We start from the raw sequence: 15671 nt of genomic DNA, 5'->3' as shown, positions 1-15671 counted from the left end.
GTTAGGACGTCCTACTAATTTACTCGGACGTCCTAGTAGTTGTCGACGGATGTCGGGCCGACACGACGAGGGCCCTCCTCCCCGGGCGGGGAAGAGGGCCCTCGAAGACTGCTGCGATCAGACGCCGGCGGGCTGGCGGGCGTCGGTGCCCGCCGAGAGCAGCTCCGCGGCCTCGCGGGCCACCCGGCGCTCGAAGACGAAGGAGGCGAACGGGATGCAGCCGGCCGCCAGGGTCAGGACCATCCGGCCGAGCGGCCACTTCAGCTTCTGCCCCAGCAGGAAGGTCACCACGAAGTACCCGATGTAGAGGTAGCCGTGCAGCATCGCGACGTACGTGGTCAGGTCCTCGGCCGTGCCGAAGCCGTACTTCGCGACCATGAAGCCGCAGAACACCAGCAGCGCCACACCGGTCGCAACGGCCAGGCCCCGGTACCAGCCCAGCAGGGGGGTCGCCTTCATACTCTTCATCGCCTCGCTCGGCAGGATCGGCCGGTACGTCCGGATCTGCGCACCGCTCCCATGAGGGTAGCCGTCCTCACGGGCGCTCCCGCGCCGCCCCCTCACCCGTCTGCTCGGTGAAGTCGCCGGCGGCGATCCGCAGCGGCCGGAGCAGCTCGAACACCTGGCGGCACTGCTCGGCGTCGTACTCCTCCAGCCCGAACTCCATCGCCATGAGCTCCCGGGTGGCCTCCTCGACCACCTCGCGCCCGTGGGCGGTGATCGAGGCGAGCACCCCGCGGCCGTCCAGCGGGTTGGGGCGGCGGGCGACCAGGTCGGCCCGCTCCAGCCGGTCGACGGTGTTGGTGACGCTGGTCGGGTGGACCATGAGCCGCTCGCCGATCTTGGAGAGGGACAGCTCGCCGGTCCGGCTGAAGGTGAGCAGCACCAGCGCCTCGTAGCGGGCGAAGGTCAGCCCGTACGGCTTGAGCACCGCGTCGACCCGGGAGAGCAGGATCTGGTGGGCGCGCATGATCGAGGTGATCGCCGCCATCGAGGGGGCGCCGCCCCAGCGGCGGGTCCACAGCTCGTCGGCGCGGGCGATCGGGTCGAAGTCGAGAGCGAGGGGCTTGGCCACCCGCTTACCGTACCGGCGCAACGGTCGTGTGCTACCAGCTGTCCTGATGGTGGACAAGCGCGACGCGTGGCGGGATCCCGCCATTCGGGCGGCCAGGTCCATACCAGGACATTGCGGCGGTGTGAACGGCCGCCAGCTGACGACCCTCAAGCGGCGGTTGACGACGGATTCGCCGTTCAGCCCAGTACCAGGCCTCGATTCGAGCGGTAACCCGCTGAAAGGCGGGGTGATTTGACCGTTTTGTCGGTACGCTCACCATCCCCCGATCTGGCGGGACTTGGCCAATTCATGAACAAGACCTGTCATTTCGTTTGCTCGATTGTCATGCTTTCCGCCAACCCCGTCCGGCGGCCACCACCCCCACCCCGGTGACCGCCGACGACCGCACGGGGTTACCCAGCACGTCAGCGTCCGTTCCGCCCCAAGGTGCCGGCCCGGCCCCCGGAACGCGGCGCGACCGCGCACACGCGGTTTCCCGGAAGGACTCGTACGTGAAGCGAAAGCTCGCGGCCGTCGCCGTACTCTCCGCCACCGCCCTCCTCACCGGCGTCGTCCAGGTGAGCACCGCGGCCCAGGCCGCCCCGACGCCGGCCCTCCAGGCGCAGGCCGCCGAGCAGCACGCCGCGGCGCTCGCCGTCGCCGGCGGTCAGTCCGGCCCGCTCGCCAAGGCGCTCGCGCTCGGCGACAAGGAGGAACTGGTCGTCAAGGACGCGGTCGTCGACGCCGACGGCACCCGCCACCTCCGCTTCGAGCGCACCTTCGCCGGCCTGCCCGTGCTCGGCGGCGACCTGGTGGTCCACCAGAGCGCCGGCGGCGCGGTCGAGTCGGTCGACAAGGCGCTGGCGGCGCAGATCGACGTGCCGAGCCTCACTCCGAAGATCCCCGCCGACCAGGCCGCCGCGCAGGCGTCCGGCGCCGTGCAGTCGACCGTGGGCATCGCCGCCGACAAGGACGAGTCCCCGCTGACGGCCGTGCACGGCACCGGCAAGGCCGAGCTGGTGGTCTGGGCCTCCGACGGCAGCCCGCGCCTCGCGTACCGGACCACCGTCGAGGGCGTCCGCGCCGACGGCACCCCGAGCAGCCAGCTGCTGGTCACCGACGCGGCCTCCGGCGAGGTGCTGTCCACCCACGAGCAGGTGCAGACCGCCTCCGGCAGCGGCACCGGCGTCTTCGTCGGCAACGTCCCGCTGACCACCACCCAGGCCAGCGGCACCTACCAGCTGAAGGACGGCACCCGCGGCGGTCAGTCCACCGTCGACTACAAGCACCGCACCTCGGGCTCGGGCAGCCTCTACACCAGCACGACCGACACCTTCGGCAACGGCAGCGCCTCCAACGGCGCGTCGGCCGCGACGGACGCCCAGTACGGCGCGGCGGCCACCTGGGACTTCTACAAGAACACGTTCGGCCGCAACGGCATCAAGAACAACGGCGTCGGCGCGACCAGCCGGGTCCACTACGGCAACAACTACGTCAACGCCTTCTGGAGCGACTCCTGCTTCTGCATGTCGTACGGCGACGGCGCGGGCAACACCCACCCGCTCACCGAGATCGACGTGGCCGGCCACGAGATGACCCACGGCGTCACCTCCGCCACCGCTGGCCTCAACTACTCGGGTGAGTCCGGCGGCCTCAACGAGGCCACTTCGGACATCTTCGGCACGATGGTCGAGTTCTACGCCAACCTGCCCTCGAACCCGCCGAACTACTGGATCGGCGAGCTCATCAACCTCAACGGCAACGGCACGCCGCTGCGCTACATGGACAAGCCCAGCAAGGACGGCTCCTCGGCCGACTCCTGGTCGCCGAGCGTCGGCAACCTGGACGTCCACTACTCGTCCGGCGTCGCCAACCACTTCTTCTATCTGCTGTCCGAGGGCAGCGGCGCGAAGACCATCAACGGCTTCAGCTACAACAGCCCGACGGCCAACGGCTCGACGCTCACCGGCATCGGCCGGGACAAGGCCGCGAAGATCTGGTACCGCGCGCTGACCGTCTACTTCACCTCCACCACCAACTACGCGGGAGCCCGCACCGGCACCCTGAAGGCGGCGGCTGACCTGTACGGCTCGGGCAGCGCCGAGTACAACGCGGTCGCGGCCGCGTGGAGCGGCGTCAACGTCAACTGACGGCCGGCGTCAACTCACGGTCGGCGTCAACTCACGTGAGGCACAGCCACCCCCGGAAACGGCGACAGGCTGCCGCGGCCCTTGGGAGAGGGAGCCGCGGCAGCCTGTCGGCCGTCTGCGGGGGATCCGGTTCAGGCGGTGGCCGGCGCCGGCTCGCCGCGCTCCTCCTTGCCGAGCATCCGCTCGGCGATGAAACCGCCCGTCGGCACCACCGCGAGGACGAACAGCAGGACGCCCCGCTTGGCGTCCCACTTCCGCACCTGCCAGGCCTGGATCCAGAAGACGACGTACAGGATGAACAGGATCCCGTGGACCATGCCCATCACCGGGACGGCGTCGAAACTGGTGGTCCGCTTCAGCACGGAGCAGATCAGCAGCAGGACGAACGAGACCCCTTCGGGGCCGGAGACCAGGCGCAGGCGGTGGACGGCGCTGCTGTTCACGATCGATACCTCAATGCGGGGGGTTGGGGATCCGGGAGCCGGAGATCGCTTGTGAAGCGGCTCACAAGCCTTCCGGCCATTATCACCGAGCCCGCGCCCGAGACCGCGGCCGGGGTGTCGGACCTCACAGCCGGCGTGCTCGATGTCACAGCTGTGCCCCGGATTCCGGCGGGGCGCGGCATCACGTCACCCGCAGCCCCTATCCTGCTGCCCGCGCGCTCAGCGAACCGGGCGCCGTACGCATCGCACCACGGGGGTAGCCACCGATGTTCAAGCGGGACTGGGACCGCAGGACCTGCGCCAAGCGCGGCCACGTCACCTACGCGCCGACCGAGCCGGAGCTGGCCGCCCGGCTGCACGCCGCCACCGCCGTCGGCGACGCCTGGCGCTGCCTGCGCTGCGGGGACTTCGCACTCGGCGCCCCGCACGGCTCCGGCCCGGCCGACAACGCGCCGCTGGTGCCCCGCGGAAAGGCCCTGCGCGACCTCTTCATCCTGCGTTTCCTCGCCGTCGAGCGGGTGCTGCGCGGGATCCTGATCCTGATCGTCGCCTGGGGCGTCTGGAAGTTCTCCAACAGCCAGGACGCGGTGCACCGGGTCTTCGACGAGAACCTGACGGTCTTCAGGCCGGTCACCGAGCACTTCCACTGGGACCTCGAACACTCCCCGATCGTCGACACGATCCGGAAGACCTTCGACTACAAGAAGAGCACCCTGCTGATCGTGGCGGGCGCGCTGGTCGCCTACGCGCTGATCGAGATCGTCGAGGCGGTCGGCCTCTGGCTGGGCCGGCGCTGGGCCGAGTACCTGACCGTCGTCGCCACCGCGGCCTTCCTGCCGCTGGAGGGCTACGAGTTGAGCGAGCACGTCAGCGCGGTGAAGATCTGCACGCTGATCCTGAACATCGCGGCGGTGCTCTGGATCATGCTCTCCAAGCGGCTGTTCGGCCTGCGCGGCGGTGTGGTCGCCTTCGAGGCGGAGCGCCACTCGGCCTCGCTGCTGGAGGTCGAGCAGGCGGCCGGCACCGTGCCGCCCCCGGCGCACGGGGCGCACGCCCGGGCGTGACGGCGGCCGGACCGGTTCGGGCCCGGCACTTGTGTCGCAGGCCCGTACCAGTCCGGCCGTGCCCTCTCCCCCGGCCGCGGCCGCTCCGGATACATTGCGGCCGTGGCACAGTTCAGACTCCAGGGGTCCCGGGTGCTCGCCGTCGAACTGGCGGGCGACGCCGTGAAGGCCAGAAACGGCTCGATGGTCGCGTACACCGGCCAGATGAGCTTCAAGAAGCTGACCGGCGGCGGCGACGGCCTGCGCGGCATGGTCACCCGCCGGCTGACCGGCGAACAGATGACGGTGATGGAGGTGAAAGGGCAGGGCACCTGCTACTTCGCCGACAAGGCCACCGAGATCAACCTCGTCCGGCTGAACGGCGAGACGCTGTACGTCGAGGCGGACAACCTGCTCTGCACCGAGGCCACCCTGCGCACCGGAACCACCTTCACCGGGCTGAACGGCGTCTCCTCCGGCAACGGCCTGTTCACCACCAAGGTGGAGGGCCACGGCTGGGCCGCCGTCACCTCGAACGGGCCCGCCGTCGTCCTGCGGGTCGGCGGGGACATGCCGCTGCGGGTGGACCCGGGCGCGTACGTGGCGCACACCGGCAACCTGCACCGCAGCCTGAAGTCCGGGGCGGGCTGGACCACGGTGATCGGCGAGGGCGGCGGCGAGGCCGTCCAGGTGGAGTTCACCGGCGAGGGCCTGGTGTACGTGCAGCCGTCGGAGAAGATCACCATCGGAGGTGACGTCTGATGGGCTTCACCAGGATCAACGGCAAGATGGTCGAGGCACGGGTGGTGCCCGGGCAGCGGCTGTTCAGCCAGCGCGGCGCGATGCTCGCCTACACCGGGGACGTCCGCTTCACCCCCAACATCACCGGCGGGCAGGGCGGCGTGATGTCCATGATCGGCCGCCGGGTGGCGAACGAGGACGCCCCGCTGATGACGGTCGAGGGCCAGGGCAGCGTGCTGTTCGGCCACGGCGGCCACCACGTGCACGTGGTCGACCTGGCCGGGGACACCCTGTACGTCGAGGCGGACCGCCTCCTGGCCTTCGAGGGCTCGCTCCAGCAGTCCACCATGTTCATGGGCTCGCAGGGCGGGGTGATGGGCATCGTCCGCGGCCAGGTCACCGGCCAGGGGCTGTTCACCACCCGGCTCGACGGGCACGGCTCGGTCGCGGTGATGGCGCACGGCGGCGTCTTCGAGCTGCCGATCACGCCGGGACAGCCGGTGCACGTCGACCCGCAGGCCTATGTCGCGCACCGCGGCCAGGTCCAGAACAAGCTGTCCAGCGCGCTGGGTTGGCGCGAGATGATCGGCCGCGGCTCCGGCGAGGCGTTCCAGCTGGAGCTGTCCGGGCAGGGCGCGGTGTACGTCCAGGCGAGCGAGGAGAAGCTCTGATGTCCTACCCGCCGCAGCCGCCGTACGGGCCGTCCCCCTACGGGCAGTCGCCGCACGACCAGCCGACCCAGACCGGCTTCGCCGTGCCGACGATGCTCACCCAACTCGACTTCGCCGTACCCGTTCCGGCCGCGCACGAGGGCTCCGGCCCGGTGGTGTACGACGCGCACAACCTGCCGGTCGACGACAACGTCAACCCGTACACGTTCTCGGTCGACCTCAACGGCTCGTACTTCCTGCAGAAGGGCAAGATGATCGCCTACTACGGCGACATCACCTTCCAGGGCGTCGGCGCCGGCGTCATCGACCGCGTGCTCGGGCAGCACTTCAACTCGCCCATGCACGCGGCGGACTGGGTGGTCGCCCGGGGCCGCGGAAAGCTGCTTCTCGCCGACCGCGCCTTCGACCTCAACTCCTACGACCTGGACGACGGCAATCTGACCGTCCGCTCGGGCAACCTGCTCGCCTTCGACCCGGCGCTGCGGCTCAAGCAGTCGATCATCCCGGGTTTCCTGACGCTGATCGGCACCGGCAGGTTCGTCGCCGCCTCCAACGGCCCGGTGCACTTCGTCGACCCGCCGGTCCGGGTGGACCCGCAGGCCCTGGTCGGCTGGGCGGACTGCCCGGCGCCGTGCCACCACTACGACCACGAGTACCTGCACGGCGTGATCGGCGGCATCCGGCGGCTGACCGGACTGGGCGGGGCGTCCGGCGAGGAGCACCAGTTCGAGTTCATCGGCGCCGGCCAGGTGCTGCTGCAGTCCACCGAGGTCCTGATGGCCGAGCGCGCGGTGGGCCAGGTGGGCGCCGAGCCGGGCGTGCCGGGCGTGCCGCCCCAGCCGGGCACGGGCCACGGCGGGCAGGGCGGGGGCGGCCTCGACGTGCCCGGGCTCGGTAACCTGGGCGACCTCGGGCGGCGTTTCGGCCTGTAAATTCGTACAAGATTGAACTAAATCGAGTATGCTGAGCCCATGGATACGCACCCCACGGACACCGCGGACACCCCTCCGTCGCCGGCCGAGGAGGACACTCCCTGGCTGACCGCCAGGGAGCAGCGGATGTGGCGCGCCCATCTGGAGGTCGCCAAGCTGCTGGAATACCAGCTCAGCCGCGAACTCCAGCCGCACAGCCTGGCGATCAACGACTACGAGATCCTCGTCGTCCTCTCCGAGGCGCCCGAGCACCGGATGCGGATGACCGACCTGGCGACCGCCACCCTGCAGTCCAAGAGCCGGCTCTCGCACCAGATCACGCGGATGGAGAACGCCGGGCTGGTGCTCCGTCAGGAGTGCCCGGGCGACCGCCGCGGCCTCTACGCCCACCTCACCGAGCAGGGCTGGGAGACCATGCAGCGGGTCGCGCCCGACCACGTGCGCAGCGTCCGGGCGCACTTCATCGACCGCTTCACCCCGGAGCAACTGGACGCGATGTACGACGCGCTGGCGCCGATCGCCGAGCACCTGCGCGGCCTGCGAGGGCGCGCGTAGACACGGCGAAGGGCCGACCCCCGGGGGGGGTCGGCCCTTCACTGTCGTGCTCAGCCCCGGGTGAGCCCGGCCACCAGTTCGTCGGCGGCGCCGTACGGGTCCAGCTCGCCCGCCACCACGCGCTCGGCCAGCCCGGCCAGGTGCCGGTCCCCGTGCAGGTCGCCGATCCGCGCGCGCAGCTCGGCCAGCGCGATCGCCTCGATCTCGTCGGCGGCCCGGCGTCGGCGGCGCACCGCCAGCTCGCCGTGCTCCTCCAGCCAGGCGCGGTGCTTCTCGAGCGCCTCGACCACCTCGTCCACGCCCTCGCCGCGGGCCGCGACGGTCTTGACGATCGGCGGGCGCCAGTCCCCCGGCTCGCGGGCCTCGCCGAGGCCGAGCATGTGGTTCAGCTCCCGGGCGGTGGCGTCGGCGCCGTCCCGGTCGGCCTTGTTGACCACGAACAGGTCGCCGATCTCCAGGATCCCGGCCTTGGCGGCCTGGATGCCGTCGCCCATCCCGGGGGCGAGCAGCACCACGGTGGTGTCGGCCTGGGCGGCGATCTCCACCTCGGACTGGCCGACACCGACGGTCTCCACGAGGATCACGTCGCAGCCGGCCGCGTCCAGGACCCGCAGGGCCTGCGGCGCCGCCCAGGAGAGCCCGCCGAGGTGGCCGCGGGTGGCCATCGAACGGATGAACACCTCCGGGTCGGTGGCGTGGTCCTGCATCCGGACCCGGTCGCCGAGCAGGGCGCCGCCGGAGAACGGCGAGGACGGGTCGACGGCCAGCACCCCGACCCGCTTGCCCAGCCGCCGGTAGGCGGAGACCAGTGCCGAGGTGGAGGTGGACTTGCCGACCCCGGGCGAACCGGTGAGGCCGATCGTGTAGGCCTGCCCGGTGTACGGGGCGAGCGCGGCCATCACCTCGCGCAGCTCCGGGGCGGCGTTCTCGACCAGCGTGATCAGCCGGGCGACGGCGCGCGGACGGCCTTGCCGGGCCTGTTCGACCAGCGTGGCGACATCGATCATCGGGTGCTCCTAGCGCGGATGCCGACGGGGCTGCGGACCGGCTTGTGGCGGTCCGCAGCCCCGAAGAGTAGGTCAGCTGATCAGGCCTTCGGAACCCGCACGATCAGCGCGTCGCCCTGGCCGCCGCCGCCGCACAGCGCCGCCGCACCGACGCCGCCGCCGCGCCGCTGGAGCTCCAGCGCCAGGTGCAGCACCACGCGGGCGCCGGACATGCCGATCGGGTGGCCGAGCGCGATCGCGCCGCCGTTGACGTTGACGATGTCCGAGGAGACGCCCAGGTCCTTCATCGACTGGTACGCGACGGCCGCGAACGCCTCGTTGATCTCGATCAGGTCGAGGTCGGCGACGGTCAGGCCGTCCTTGGCCAGCGCGTGCTTGATCGCGTTGGACGGCTGGGACTGCAGCGAGTTGTCCGGGCCGGCCACGTTGCCGTGCGCGCCGATCTCGGCGATCCAGGTCAGGCCCAGCTCCTCGGCCTTGGCCTTGCTCATCACGACCACGGCGGCCGCGCCGTCGGAGATCTGCGAGGAGGTGCCGGCGGTGATCGTGCCGTCCTTGGCGAAGGCCGGGCGCAGCTTGGCCAGGCCCTCGACGGTGGTGTCCGCGCGGATGCCCTCGTCCTGACCGAACAGGACCGGCTCGCCCTTGCGCTGCGGGATCGCGACCGGGACGATCTCGGCGTCGAAGACGCCGTCGGCCTGGGCCTTGGCGGCGCGCTGGTGGGAGACGGCGGCGATCTCGTCCTGGACCTCGCGGGCGATGCCGAGGCGGGCGTTGTGCTTCTCGGTGGACTCGCCCATCGGGATGTTCTCGTAGGCGTCGGTGAGGCCGTCGTGCGCCATGGCGTCCAGCAGCTCGACGGCGCCGTACTTGTAGCCCTCGCGCGACTTCGGCAGCAGGTGCGGGGCGTTGGTCATCGACTCCTGGCCGCCGGCCACCACGATGTCGAACTCGCCGGCGCGGATCAGCTGGTCGGCCAGCGCGATGGCGTCCAGGCCGGAGAGGCAGACCTTGTTGACGGTCAGCGCCGGGACGTTCATCGGGATGCCGGCCCTGACGGCCGCCTGGCGGGCCGGGATCTGGCCGGCGCCGGCCTGGAGCACCTGGCCCATGATCACGTACTGGACCTGGTCCCCGGTGATCCCGGCCCGCTCCAGCGCGCCCTTGATGGCGAAGCCGCCGAGGTCGGCGCCGGAGAAGCCCTTGAGGGAGCCGAGCAGGCGGCCCATAGGGGTCCGCGCACCCGCAACGATCACGGAGGTGGTGTTGGTCATGGGACGGGCCCCTTCGCACGTCGTGGCCAGGTGAGGATGCCGCTCAATGTACTGACCTGTTACCCGCCCGTCACCGGACCTACGGTGTGATCGAGCGCACTGGCACCATCCAGTCAACACCGTGTCAACGCGGTCCGGGCCCACCCGGCCGTGTGAGCAGGCTCGCACGTCCGACGCTGGCGCCCTTCGAGCGGCATGCGCTGCACTGGTGCCACCTTCATTTCCCGAAGTTCCCCGACACCCGCAACCCGCCCACCGGAGGCCGCCGTGCTGACCCGTATCGACCACATCGGCATCGCCTGCCGAGACCTCGACAAGACGGTCGAGTTCTACCGCGCCACCTACGGCTTCGAGGTGTTCCACAGCGAGGTCAACGAGGAGCAGGGCGTCCGCGAGGCCATGCTCAAGATCAACGACACCGGGGACGGCGGCGCCTCCTACCTCCAGCTGCTGGAGCCCACCCGGCCCGACTCGACCGTCGCCAAGTGGCTGGAGAAGAACGGCGAGGGCGTGCACCACATCGCCTTCGGCACCGCCGACGTGGACGGCGACGCGGAGGCGATCCGGTCCAAGGGCGTCCGTGTCCTCTACGAGCAGCCGCGGATCGGCTCGATGGGCTCGCGGATCACCTTCCTGCACCCCAAGGACTGCGGTGGCGTGCTGACCGAGCTGGTCACCTCCGCCGAACCGGGCGCTCACGAGGAGCACTGAGGCCCCCGGGGGTGCCGCTCGCCCCGGGCGGCGCCCCATGACTCGTCAGTAACCTCGCCGGGCAACCCGGAAAACCCCCACGCGGCCATTCCCCCGCACTGCGCTCCCACTACAATGCCCAGGTGCGCGAAGACTCCGGGGCACGGAGGCGACGGGCACGGCCGATGACAGGCCTGTCCGCCCTCCGGCGGCGGCCCGTCGCAGGGGAGTCCACTACGCGGGCACGGCTGAACAGTCGCAAGACGGATCTGTCACCATTCTCCACAAGGCAAGAGTTCGCCCAGGAGTCCACCCGGACGGGGGAACGCGGCACCGCCGCGCTTCCGCGCCCAGGACTCCGACGACCGCGGCGGGCGGCCCCGGCTTGACGGGGGGCGTTCAGCGACTGCGGATGCAAGGACCAGTCGGACCGGAACCCGGACAACGGGAGCCCGGGACCGGCCGGGTCGAGGACGCGACCAGGAGATGGATGGGACCGCGGAGTGCGGGGCAACGACCGCTACGAGGTTGACGATCACCTCTCCCAGTTCGAGGCCGAGATGGGTCGGACTCGAAAGGAGCGGGACAAGGCAGTCGAACATGCCGAGGACCTCGCCTACCAGGTGGAGGTGCTCCGGGCGAAGCTGCACGAGTCCCGTCGCATGCTCGCCCAGCCGCGCGCCTTCGACGCCGTCTCCGGCCAGGCCGAGCAGATGCTCCGCACCGCCGAGATGCAGGCCCAGCAGCTGCGCGCCGACGCCGAACGCCAGCTGCGCGAATCCCAGGCCGCCACCCAGCGGATCATGGCCGAGGCCGCCGAGCGCACCGCCCGGCTGGAGGCAGAGCTGACCGCTCGCCGCCGCCAGCTGGAGGACGAGCTCGCCGAGCTGCGCCGCAGCGCCGAGCAGCACGTCAGCGGCTGGGCCGAACAGACCCGGGCCGGCAGCGAGCAGGAGGCCCAGCGGCTGCTCCAGGAGGCCCGCGCCGAGGCCGAGCGGATGGTCGCCGCCGCCCGCGCCGAGGCCGTCGCCCTCGCCGACCAGGCCCGCGCCCAGACCGCCGCCGACGTGGACGCCGCCCGCGGCGAGGCCCACGCCGCCGCCGAGGCCGCCCTCAAGAAGGCCCAGAACGACGCCGAGCGCCTGCTGCGCGCCGCGTCCGAACACGCCCAGCAGGCCGGCGCCCAGGCCGCCGCCGACGTGGACGCCGCCCGCGGCCAGGCCCAGCAGGAGCTCGCGCACGCCCACGCCGCCGCCGAGCAGCAGCTCGCCGTCGCGCACGCCGAGATCGGCCGGCTCAAGGAGCAGGCCGCCGCCGAGCAGGCCCGCGCCGAGCAGCAGCTCGCGCACGCGCAGGCCGAGATAGAGCGGCTGCGCGCCGAGGCGATCGCCGAGGCCGAGCGCACCCGCCGGGAGGCCGCCGAGCTGCGAGCCCAGGCCGAGCAGGCCGCCGAGCAGCTCCAGGCCGACGCCGAGGCCGCCGCCGAGCGCAAGGTCGCCGACGGCGAGGCCGCCAGCGAGCAGCGCTCGCAGACCGCCCGGGCCGAGGTCGCCCGGATGGTCGCCCAGGCCACCAAGGAGTCCGAGAAGATCCGCGCCGAGGCCGAGGCGATCCGCGCGGGTGCCGCCAACAAGCAGGCCGAGGCGGACGCCGCCAGGGCTGCCGCGGCCGAGGAGAGCGAGCGGCTGCGGGCCACCGCCGAGTCGGTCGCCGCCGAACTGCGGGCCGAGGCCGAGGCCGCGATCGCCGAGCTGCGCGCGCAGGCCGAGCGGGACCTCGCCGACCTGCGGGCGCAGGCCGAGGCCGAGGCCCAGCGGCTGCGCAGCGAGGCCGAGGAGGAGGGCCGGGCGGCCGGCGCCAAGGACGCCACCGTTCACCTCGCCAAGGCCGCCAAGACCGCCGAGGAGGTGCTCGGCCGGGCCAACCAGGACGCCGAGACCGCCCGCAAGGAGGCGGCAGCCGAGGCCGAGCGGATCCGTGCCGAGGCCGCCGCCGAGGCGCAGCGCCTGCGCGAGCAGGCCCAGGCCGCCGTCGAGCAGGCCCAGAACGCCGCCCTGGACGACGCCGCCGCGATCCGCGAGCAGATCGAGCGGATGCAGGACGAGGCGGCCCGGCTGCGCGCCGAGGCCGAGGAGCTGCGCGCCCAGGCCGCCGCCGAGGCCGACCGCGTCCGCGGCGAGGCCCGCCGCCAGGCCGTCGTGCAGATCGAGGAGTCGGCGAAGAACGCCGAGGAGCTGCTCACCAAGGCCAAGGCCGACGCGGACGAGCTGCGGGCCGGCGCCGCCGGGGAGATCGAGCGGCTGCGCGAGCAGGCCCAGGAGCAGGCCGCCGAGACCCAGGGCCGGGCCGAGCAGACCCTGGACCGGGCCCGCACCGAGGCCCGGAAGATCGTCTCCGCCGCCGAGCAGCAGGGCCAGGACGCCCTCGCCGGCGCCAGGGCCGCGGCCGCCGAGAACCGCGCCGCCGCCGAACGCGAGACCGCCGAACTCCGGCGCGAAGCAGCCGAGTTCGACCAGCGGGTGCGAGCCGAGGCGGGCGCCGCCGCGGACGCCCTGCAGGCCGACGTCCAGGCCGAGGCGAGCGCCGTCCGTGACGCCGCCGTGGCCGAGGCCGAGCGCGTGCGCACCGAGGCCGACACCGAGGCCGCGCGCACCCGGGGCGAGGCCGAGGCTGCCGCCGCCGCGCTGCGCGAGGAGAGCCTGCGCGAGCGCGAGGCTGCCGCCGCCGGGCTGCTGCGTGAGCGCGAGGAGACCGCCGAGCAGCTGGCCGCCGCCCGGACCGCCCGCGAGCAGGCCGAGCAGGCCGCTGCCGAGCTCACCAAGCGCACCGCCGCCGAGACGGCCGCCGCCCGCGAGGCCGCCGAGGCGTACGCCGACCGCGTCCGCACCGAAGCCGAGCAGACCGCCACCGACCTCGCCGAACGCACCGCCACCGAGACCGCCGCCGTGCGCGCGCAGGCCGAGCAGGCTGCCGCCGAACTCACCGAGCGCACCGCCGCCGAGACGGCCGCCGCCCGCGAGGCCGCCGAGGCGTACGCCGACCGCGTCCGCACCGAAGCCGAGCAGACCGCCACCGACCTCGCCGAACGCACCGCCACCGAAACGGCGGCCCTGCGCACCGAGGCCGAGGAGCTGCTGGAGTCCGCCCGGACCACCGCCGAGCAGCAGCAGGCCGAGGCCGCCCGGGCTGCCGAGGAGGTGCGCGAGAAGGCCGCCGCCGAGCTGGCGCTGGCGAACGAGCAGGCCGAGACGGTCCGCGCCGAGGCCGGCCGCGAGCTGTCCGAGGCCCGCGCCACCGCCGACACCATCCGCGCCGAGGCCACCGCCGTCCTGGAGCAGGCCCGGACCGACGGCGAGGAGCTGGTCGCCGCGGCCAGGGCCGAGGGCGCCGTCCTGGTCGAGACCGCCGAGGACGAGGCCGCCGAGGTCCGCCAGTCGGTGGCCGGTATGCACGAGGCCGCCTCCCAGCAGATCGCCGAGCTGAAGGCCGCCGCCGAGCGCGAGGCCGCCGAGGTCCGCGAGCAGGCCGAGCAGGCCGCCGCCGACCTGCGCGCCGAAGCCGAGCGGGAGACCACCGAGCAGCGCGAACTCGCCGACCGCGAGACCGCCGACCTGCGTGCCCGCACCGCCGCCGAGACGGCCGCCCTGCGCGAGCAGACCGAGCTGGAACTGGCCGCCGAGCGCGAGGCCGCCGAAGCCGAACTCGGCCGGGAGCGCGCCGAGGCCCAGGCCTACGACGAGCAGCTGCGCGCCGAGGCCGACGCCGAGCTGCGCACCGCCCGGGAGGCCGCCGACCAGCTGCGCACCGACGCCGAGGCGCAGGCGGCCCGGACGGTCGCCGACGCCGAGGAGCGGTCCGCCGCCCTGGTCGCCGACGCCGAGGAGCTCGCCGCCACGCTGCGCTCCGAGGCCGAGGAGTACGCGCTCGCCACCCGCACCCTCGCGGACGAGTACGACGCCGCCACCCGCTCCCGCGCCGACGCCTACGACGCGGAGATCCGGGAGGCCGCCGAGCAGTTCGACAAGGCCACCCGCGAGCAGGCCAAGTCCGTCCTGGAGAAGGCCTTCGCCGACGCCGAGTCGCTCGGCGAAGACGCCCAGACCACCGCGCTGGCCACCACCGCCGCCGCCGAGGAGCAGGCGGACGCGATGGTCGCCGCCGCCCGCAAGGAGGCCGACCGGCTGGTCGCCGCCGGCGAGGCGGCCGCCTCGGGCGAGGTGGAGAAGGGCCGCGCCGACGCCGACGCGCTGCTCGCCGAGGCCCGCCGGGACGCCACCGCGATCCGCGAGCGCGCCGAGGAGCTGCGCGAGCGCACCGACGCCGAGGTGGAGGCGCTGCACGAGCGGGCCCGCAAGGAGAACGCGGCGGCCATGAAGTCGGCCGGCGAGCGCGTGGACGCGCTGGTGACGGCCGCTCAGGAGCAGCTCACCGAGGCCGAGGAGCAGGCGGTCGCCACCGTCGCCGAGGCCGAGGAGCGGGCGGCGGCCCTGGTCGCCGCCGCCGAGGAGCGGGCCAACGAGCTGACGTCGGAGGCGTCCGCCGAGGCCAGCAAGGTCCGGCTCTCCGCCGTCCGCAAGGCCGAGGGCCTGCTGAAGGAGGCGGAGACCAAGCTCGCCACGTCGACCGACCGCGCCGAGGCGCTCATCGAGAAGGCCGAGGCGAAGCTGCAGTCGTCGCAGGACGAGGCGGAGGAGCGGCTGGAGAACGCCTCCGCCGAGGCGGAGAAGCGGCTGCAGGCCGCCGACCGCACGGCGCAGGAGAAGGTCGAGGCCGCCAAGGCGGAGGCCGAGCGGCTGCTCGACGAGGCGCGCACCGAGGCGGAGCGGGTCACCACCGAGGGCCGGCGCGAGCTCGACGAACTGGTGCGCCGTCGCAAGGACATCAACACCGAGATCTCCAGGGTCCAGGACGTGCTGTCCGCACTGGAGGCGTTCGAGGCGCCGTCACCGGTCGCACAGGCTAACGGGGGAAAGAGCAAGAAGGACGGGGGTGCCAAGGCCGGTGCCGGAGTTGGCGCCCCCCGATCGGGCGGCAATCGTTCCAAGAGCGCACCACCCGATTGAGCGGACATTGTCCGCGAGACATCGGCATTTCGCCGTCGACACTCCGGT

The 15671-nt window shown here is 72.8% G+C and carries 13 protein-coding genes; 8 read left to right on the top strand and 5 right to left on the bottom strand.

Annotated elements, in window-relative coordinates:
* Nucleotides 1-117: 117 nt before the first annotated feature.
* Both F7Q99_RS17765 and F7Q99_RS17760 read right to left on the bottom strand, forming a co-directional pair.
* Nucleotides 118-459: a DUF3817 domain-containing protein gene (locus F7Q99_RS17765; protein ID WP_153462685.1), complete on the bottom strand. Its 342-nt coding sequence runs from the start codon at nucleotides 457-459 to the stop codon at nucleotides 118-120.
* A 76-nt stretch (nucleotides 460-535) separates the two neighbouring features.
* On the bottom strand, nucleotides 536-1075 hold the full coding sequence (locus F7Q99_RS17760) for a MarR family winged helix-turn-helix transcriptional regulator (protein WP_326846796.1): 540 nt from the start codon (nucleotides 1073-1075) through the stop codon (nucleotides 536-538).
* 491 nt (nucleotides 1076-1566) lie between these two features.
* Here F7Q99_RS17760 and F7Q99_RS17755 point away from each other — a divergent pair, with 491 nt between their 5' ends.
* Complete coding sequence (locus F7Q99_RS17755; RefSeq protein ID WP_326846795.1) at nucleotides 1567-3204, top strand: M4 family metallopeptidase; 1638 nt, start codon at nucleotides 1567-1569, stop codon at nucleotides 3202-3204.
* A 131-nt stretch (nucleotides 3205-3335) separates the two neighbouring features.
* On the opposite strand, the gene F7Q99_RS17750 is transcribed toward F7Q99_RS17755, so the two are convergent.
* Complete coding sequence (locus tag F7Q99_RS17750; protein WP_407697797.1) at nucleotides 3336-3647, bottom strand: DUF3817 domain-containing protein; 312 nt, start codon at nucleotides 3645-3647, stop codon at nucleotides 3336-3338.
* A gap of 266 nt (nucleotides 3648-3913) precedes the next feature.
* Between F7Q99_RS17750 and F7Q99_RS17745 the strand changes: the two genes are divergently transcribed.
* The 5 genes from F7Q99_RS17745 to F7Q99_RS17725 all read left to right on the top strand — a co-directional run bounded on the left by F7Q99_RS17745 (nucleotide 3914) and on the right by F7Q99_RS17725 (nucleotide 7589).
* Nucleotides 3914-4711: a DUF2127 domain-containing protein gene (locus F7Q99_RS17745; protein WP_153462678.1), complete on the top strand. Its 798-nt coding sequence runs from the start codon at nucleotides 3914-3916 to the stop codon at nucleotides 4709-4711.
* A 102-nt stretch (nucleotides 4712-4813) separates the two neighbouring features.
* Nucleotides 4814-5452 carry an AIM24 family protein gene (locus tag F7Q99_RS17740; protein WP_326846794.1) on the top strand — a complete coding sequence of 213 codons (639 nt, stop codon included), beginning with the start codon at nucleotides 4814-4816 and terminating at the stop codon, nucleotides 5450-5452.
* Nucleotides 5452-6102 (top strand): AIM24 family protein, encoded by a 651-nt coding sequence (locus F7Q99_RS17735; protein ID WP_153462676.1) that lies wholly within the window; start codon nucleotides 5452-5454, stop codon nucleotides 6100-6102. The genes F7Q99_RS17740 and F7Q99_RS17735 overlap by 1 nt, the downstream gene beginning before the upstream one ends.
* A gap of 92 nt (nucleotides 6103-6194) precedes the next feature.
* A complete protein-coding gene (locus F7Q99_RS17730; RefSeq protein ID WP_153466319.1) occupies nucleotides 6195-7034 on the top strand; it encodes an AIM24 family protein in 840 nt (279 codons plus the stop codon).
* A gap of 39 nt (nucleotides 7035-7073) precedes the next feature.
* A complete protein-coding gene (locus F7Q99_RS17725; protein ID WP_153462674.1) occupies nucleotides 7074-7589 on the top strand; it encodes a MarR family winged helix-turn-helix transcriptional regulator in 516 nt (171 codons plus the stop codon).
* Nucleotides 7590-7639: 50 nt separating this feature from the next.
* Here the strand turns inward: F7Q99_RS17725 and meaB are convergent, their stop codons facing one another.
* On the bottom strand, nucleotides 7640-8596 hold the full coding sequence (gene meaB, locus F7Q99_RS17720) for a methylmalonyl Co-A mutase-associated GTPase MeaB (RefSeq protein WP_153462672.1): 957 nt from the start codon (nucleotides 8594-8596) through the stop codon (nucleotides 7640-7642).
* An 80-nt stretch (nucleotides 8597-8676) separates the two neighbouring features.
* Entirely contained in the window at nucleotides 8677-9870 is a 1194-nt protein-coding gene (locus tag F7Q99_RS17715; protein WP_153462670.1) for an acetyl-CoA C-acetyltransferase, read from the bottom strand.
* A 267-nt stretch (nucleotides 9871-10137) separates the two neighbouring features.
* On the opposite strand from F7Q99_RS17715, the gene mce reads away from it, so the two are divergent.
* Both mce and F7Q99_RS17705 read left to right on the top strand, forming a co-directional pair.
* Nucleotides 10138-10581 (top strand): methylmalonyl-CoA epimerase, encoded by a 444-nt coding sequence (gene mce, locus F7Q99_RS17710; protein WP_326846793.1) that lies wholly within the window; start codon nucleotides 10138-10140, stop codon nucleotides 10579-10581.
* 482 nt (nucleotides 10582-11063) lie between these two features.
* Nucleotides 11064-15623: a hypothetical protein gene (locus F7Q99_RS17705; protein ID WP_153462668.1), complete on the top strand. Its 4560-nt coding sequence runs from the start codon at nucleotides 11064-11066 to the stop codon at nucleotides 15621-15623.
* The last annotated feature ends 48 nt before the right edge of the window (nucleotides 15624-15671 follow it).

Source organism: Streptomyces kaniharaensis (assembly GCF_009569385.1).
Taxonomy (GTDB): Bacteria; Actinomycetota; Actinomycetes; order Streptomycetales; family Streptomycetaceae; genus Kitasatospora; species Kitasatospora kaniharaensis.
This window is presented reverse-complemented; position numbering and strand designations above follow the sequence as displayed.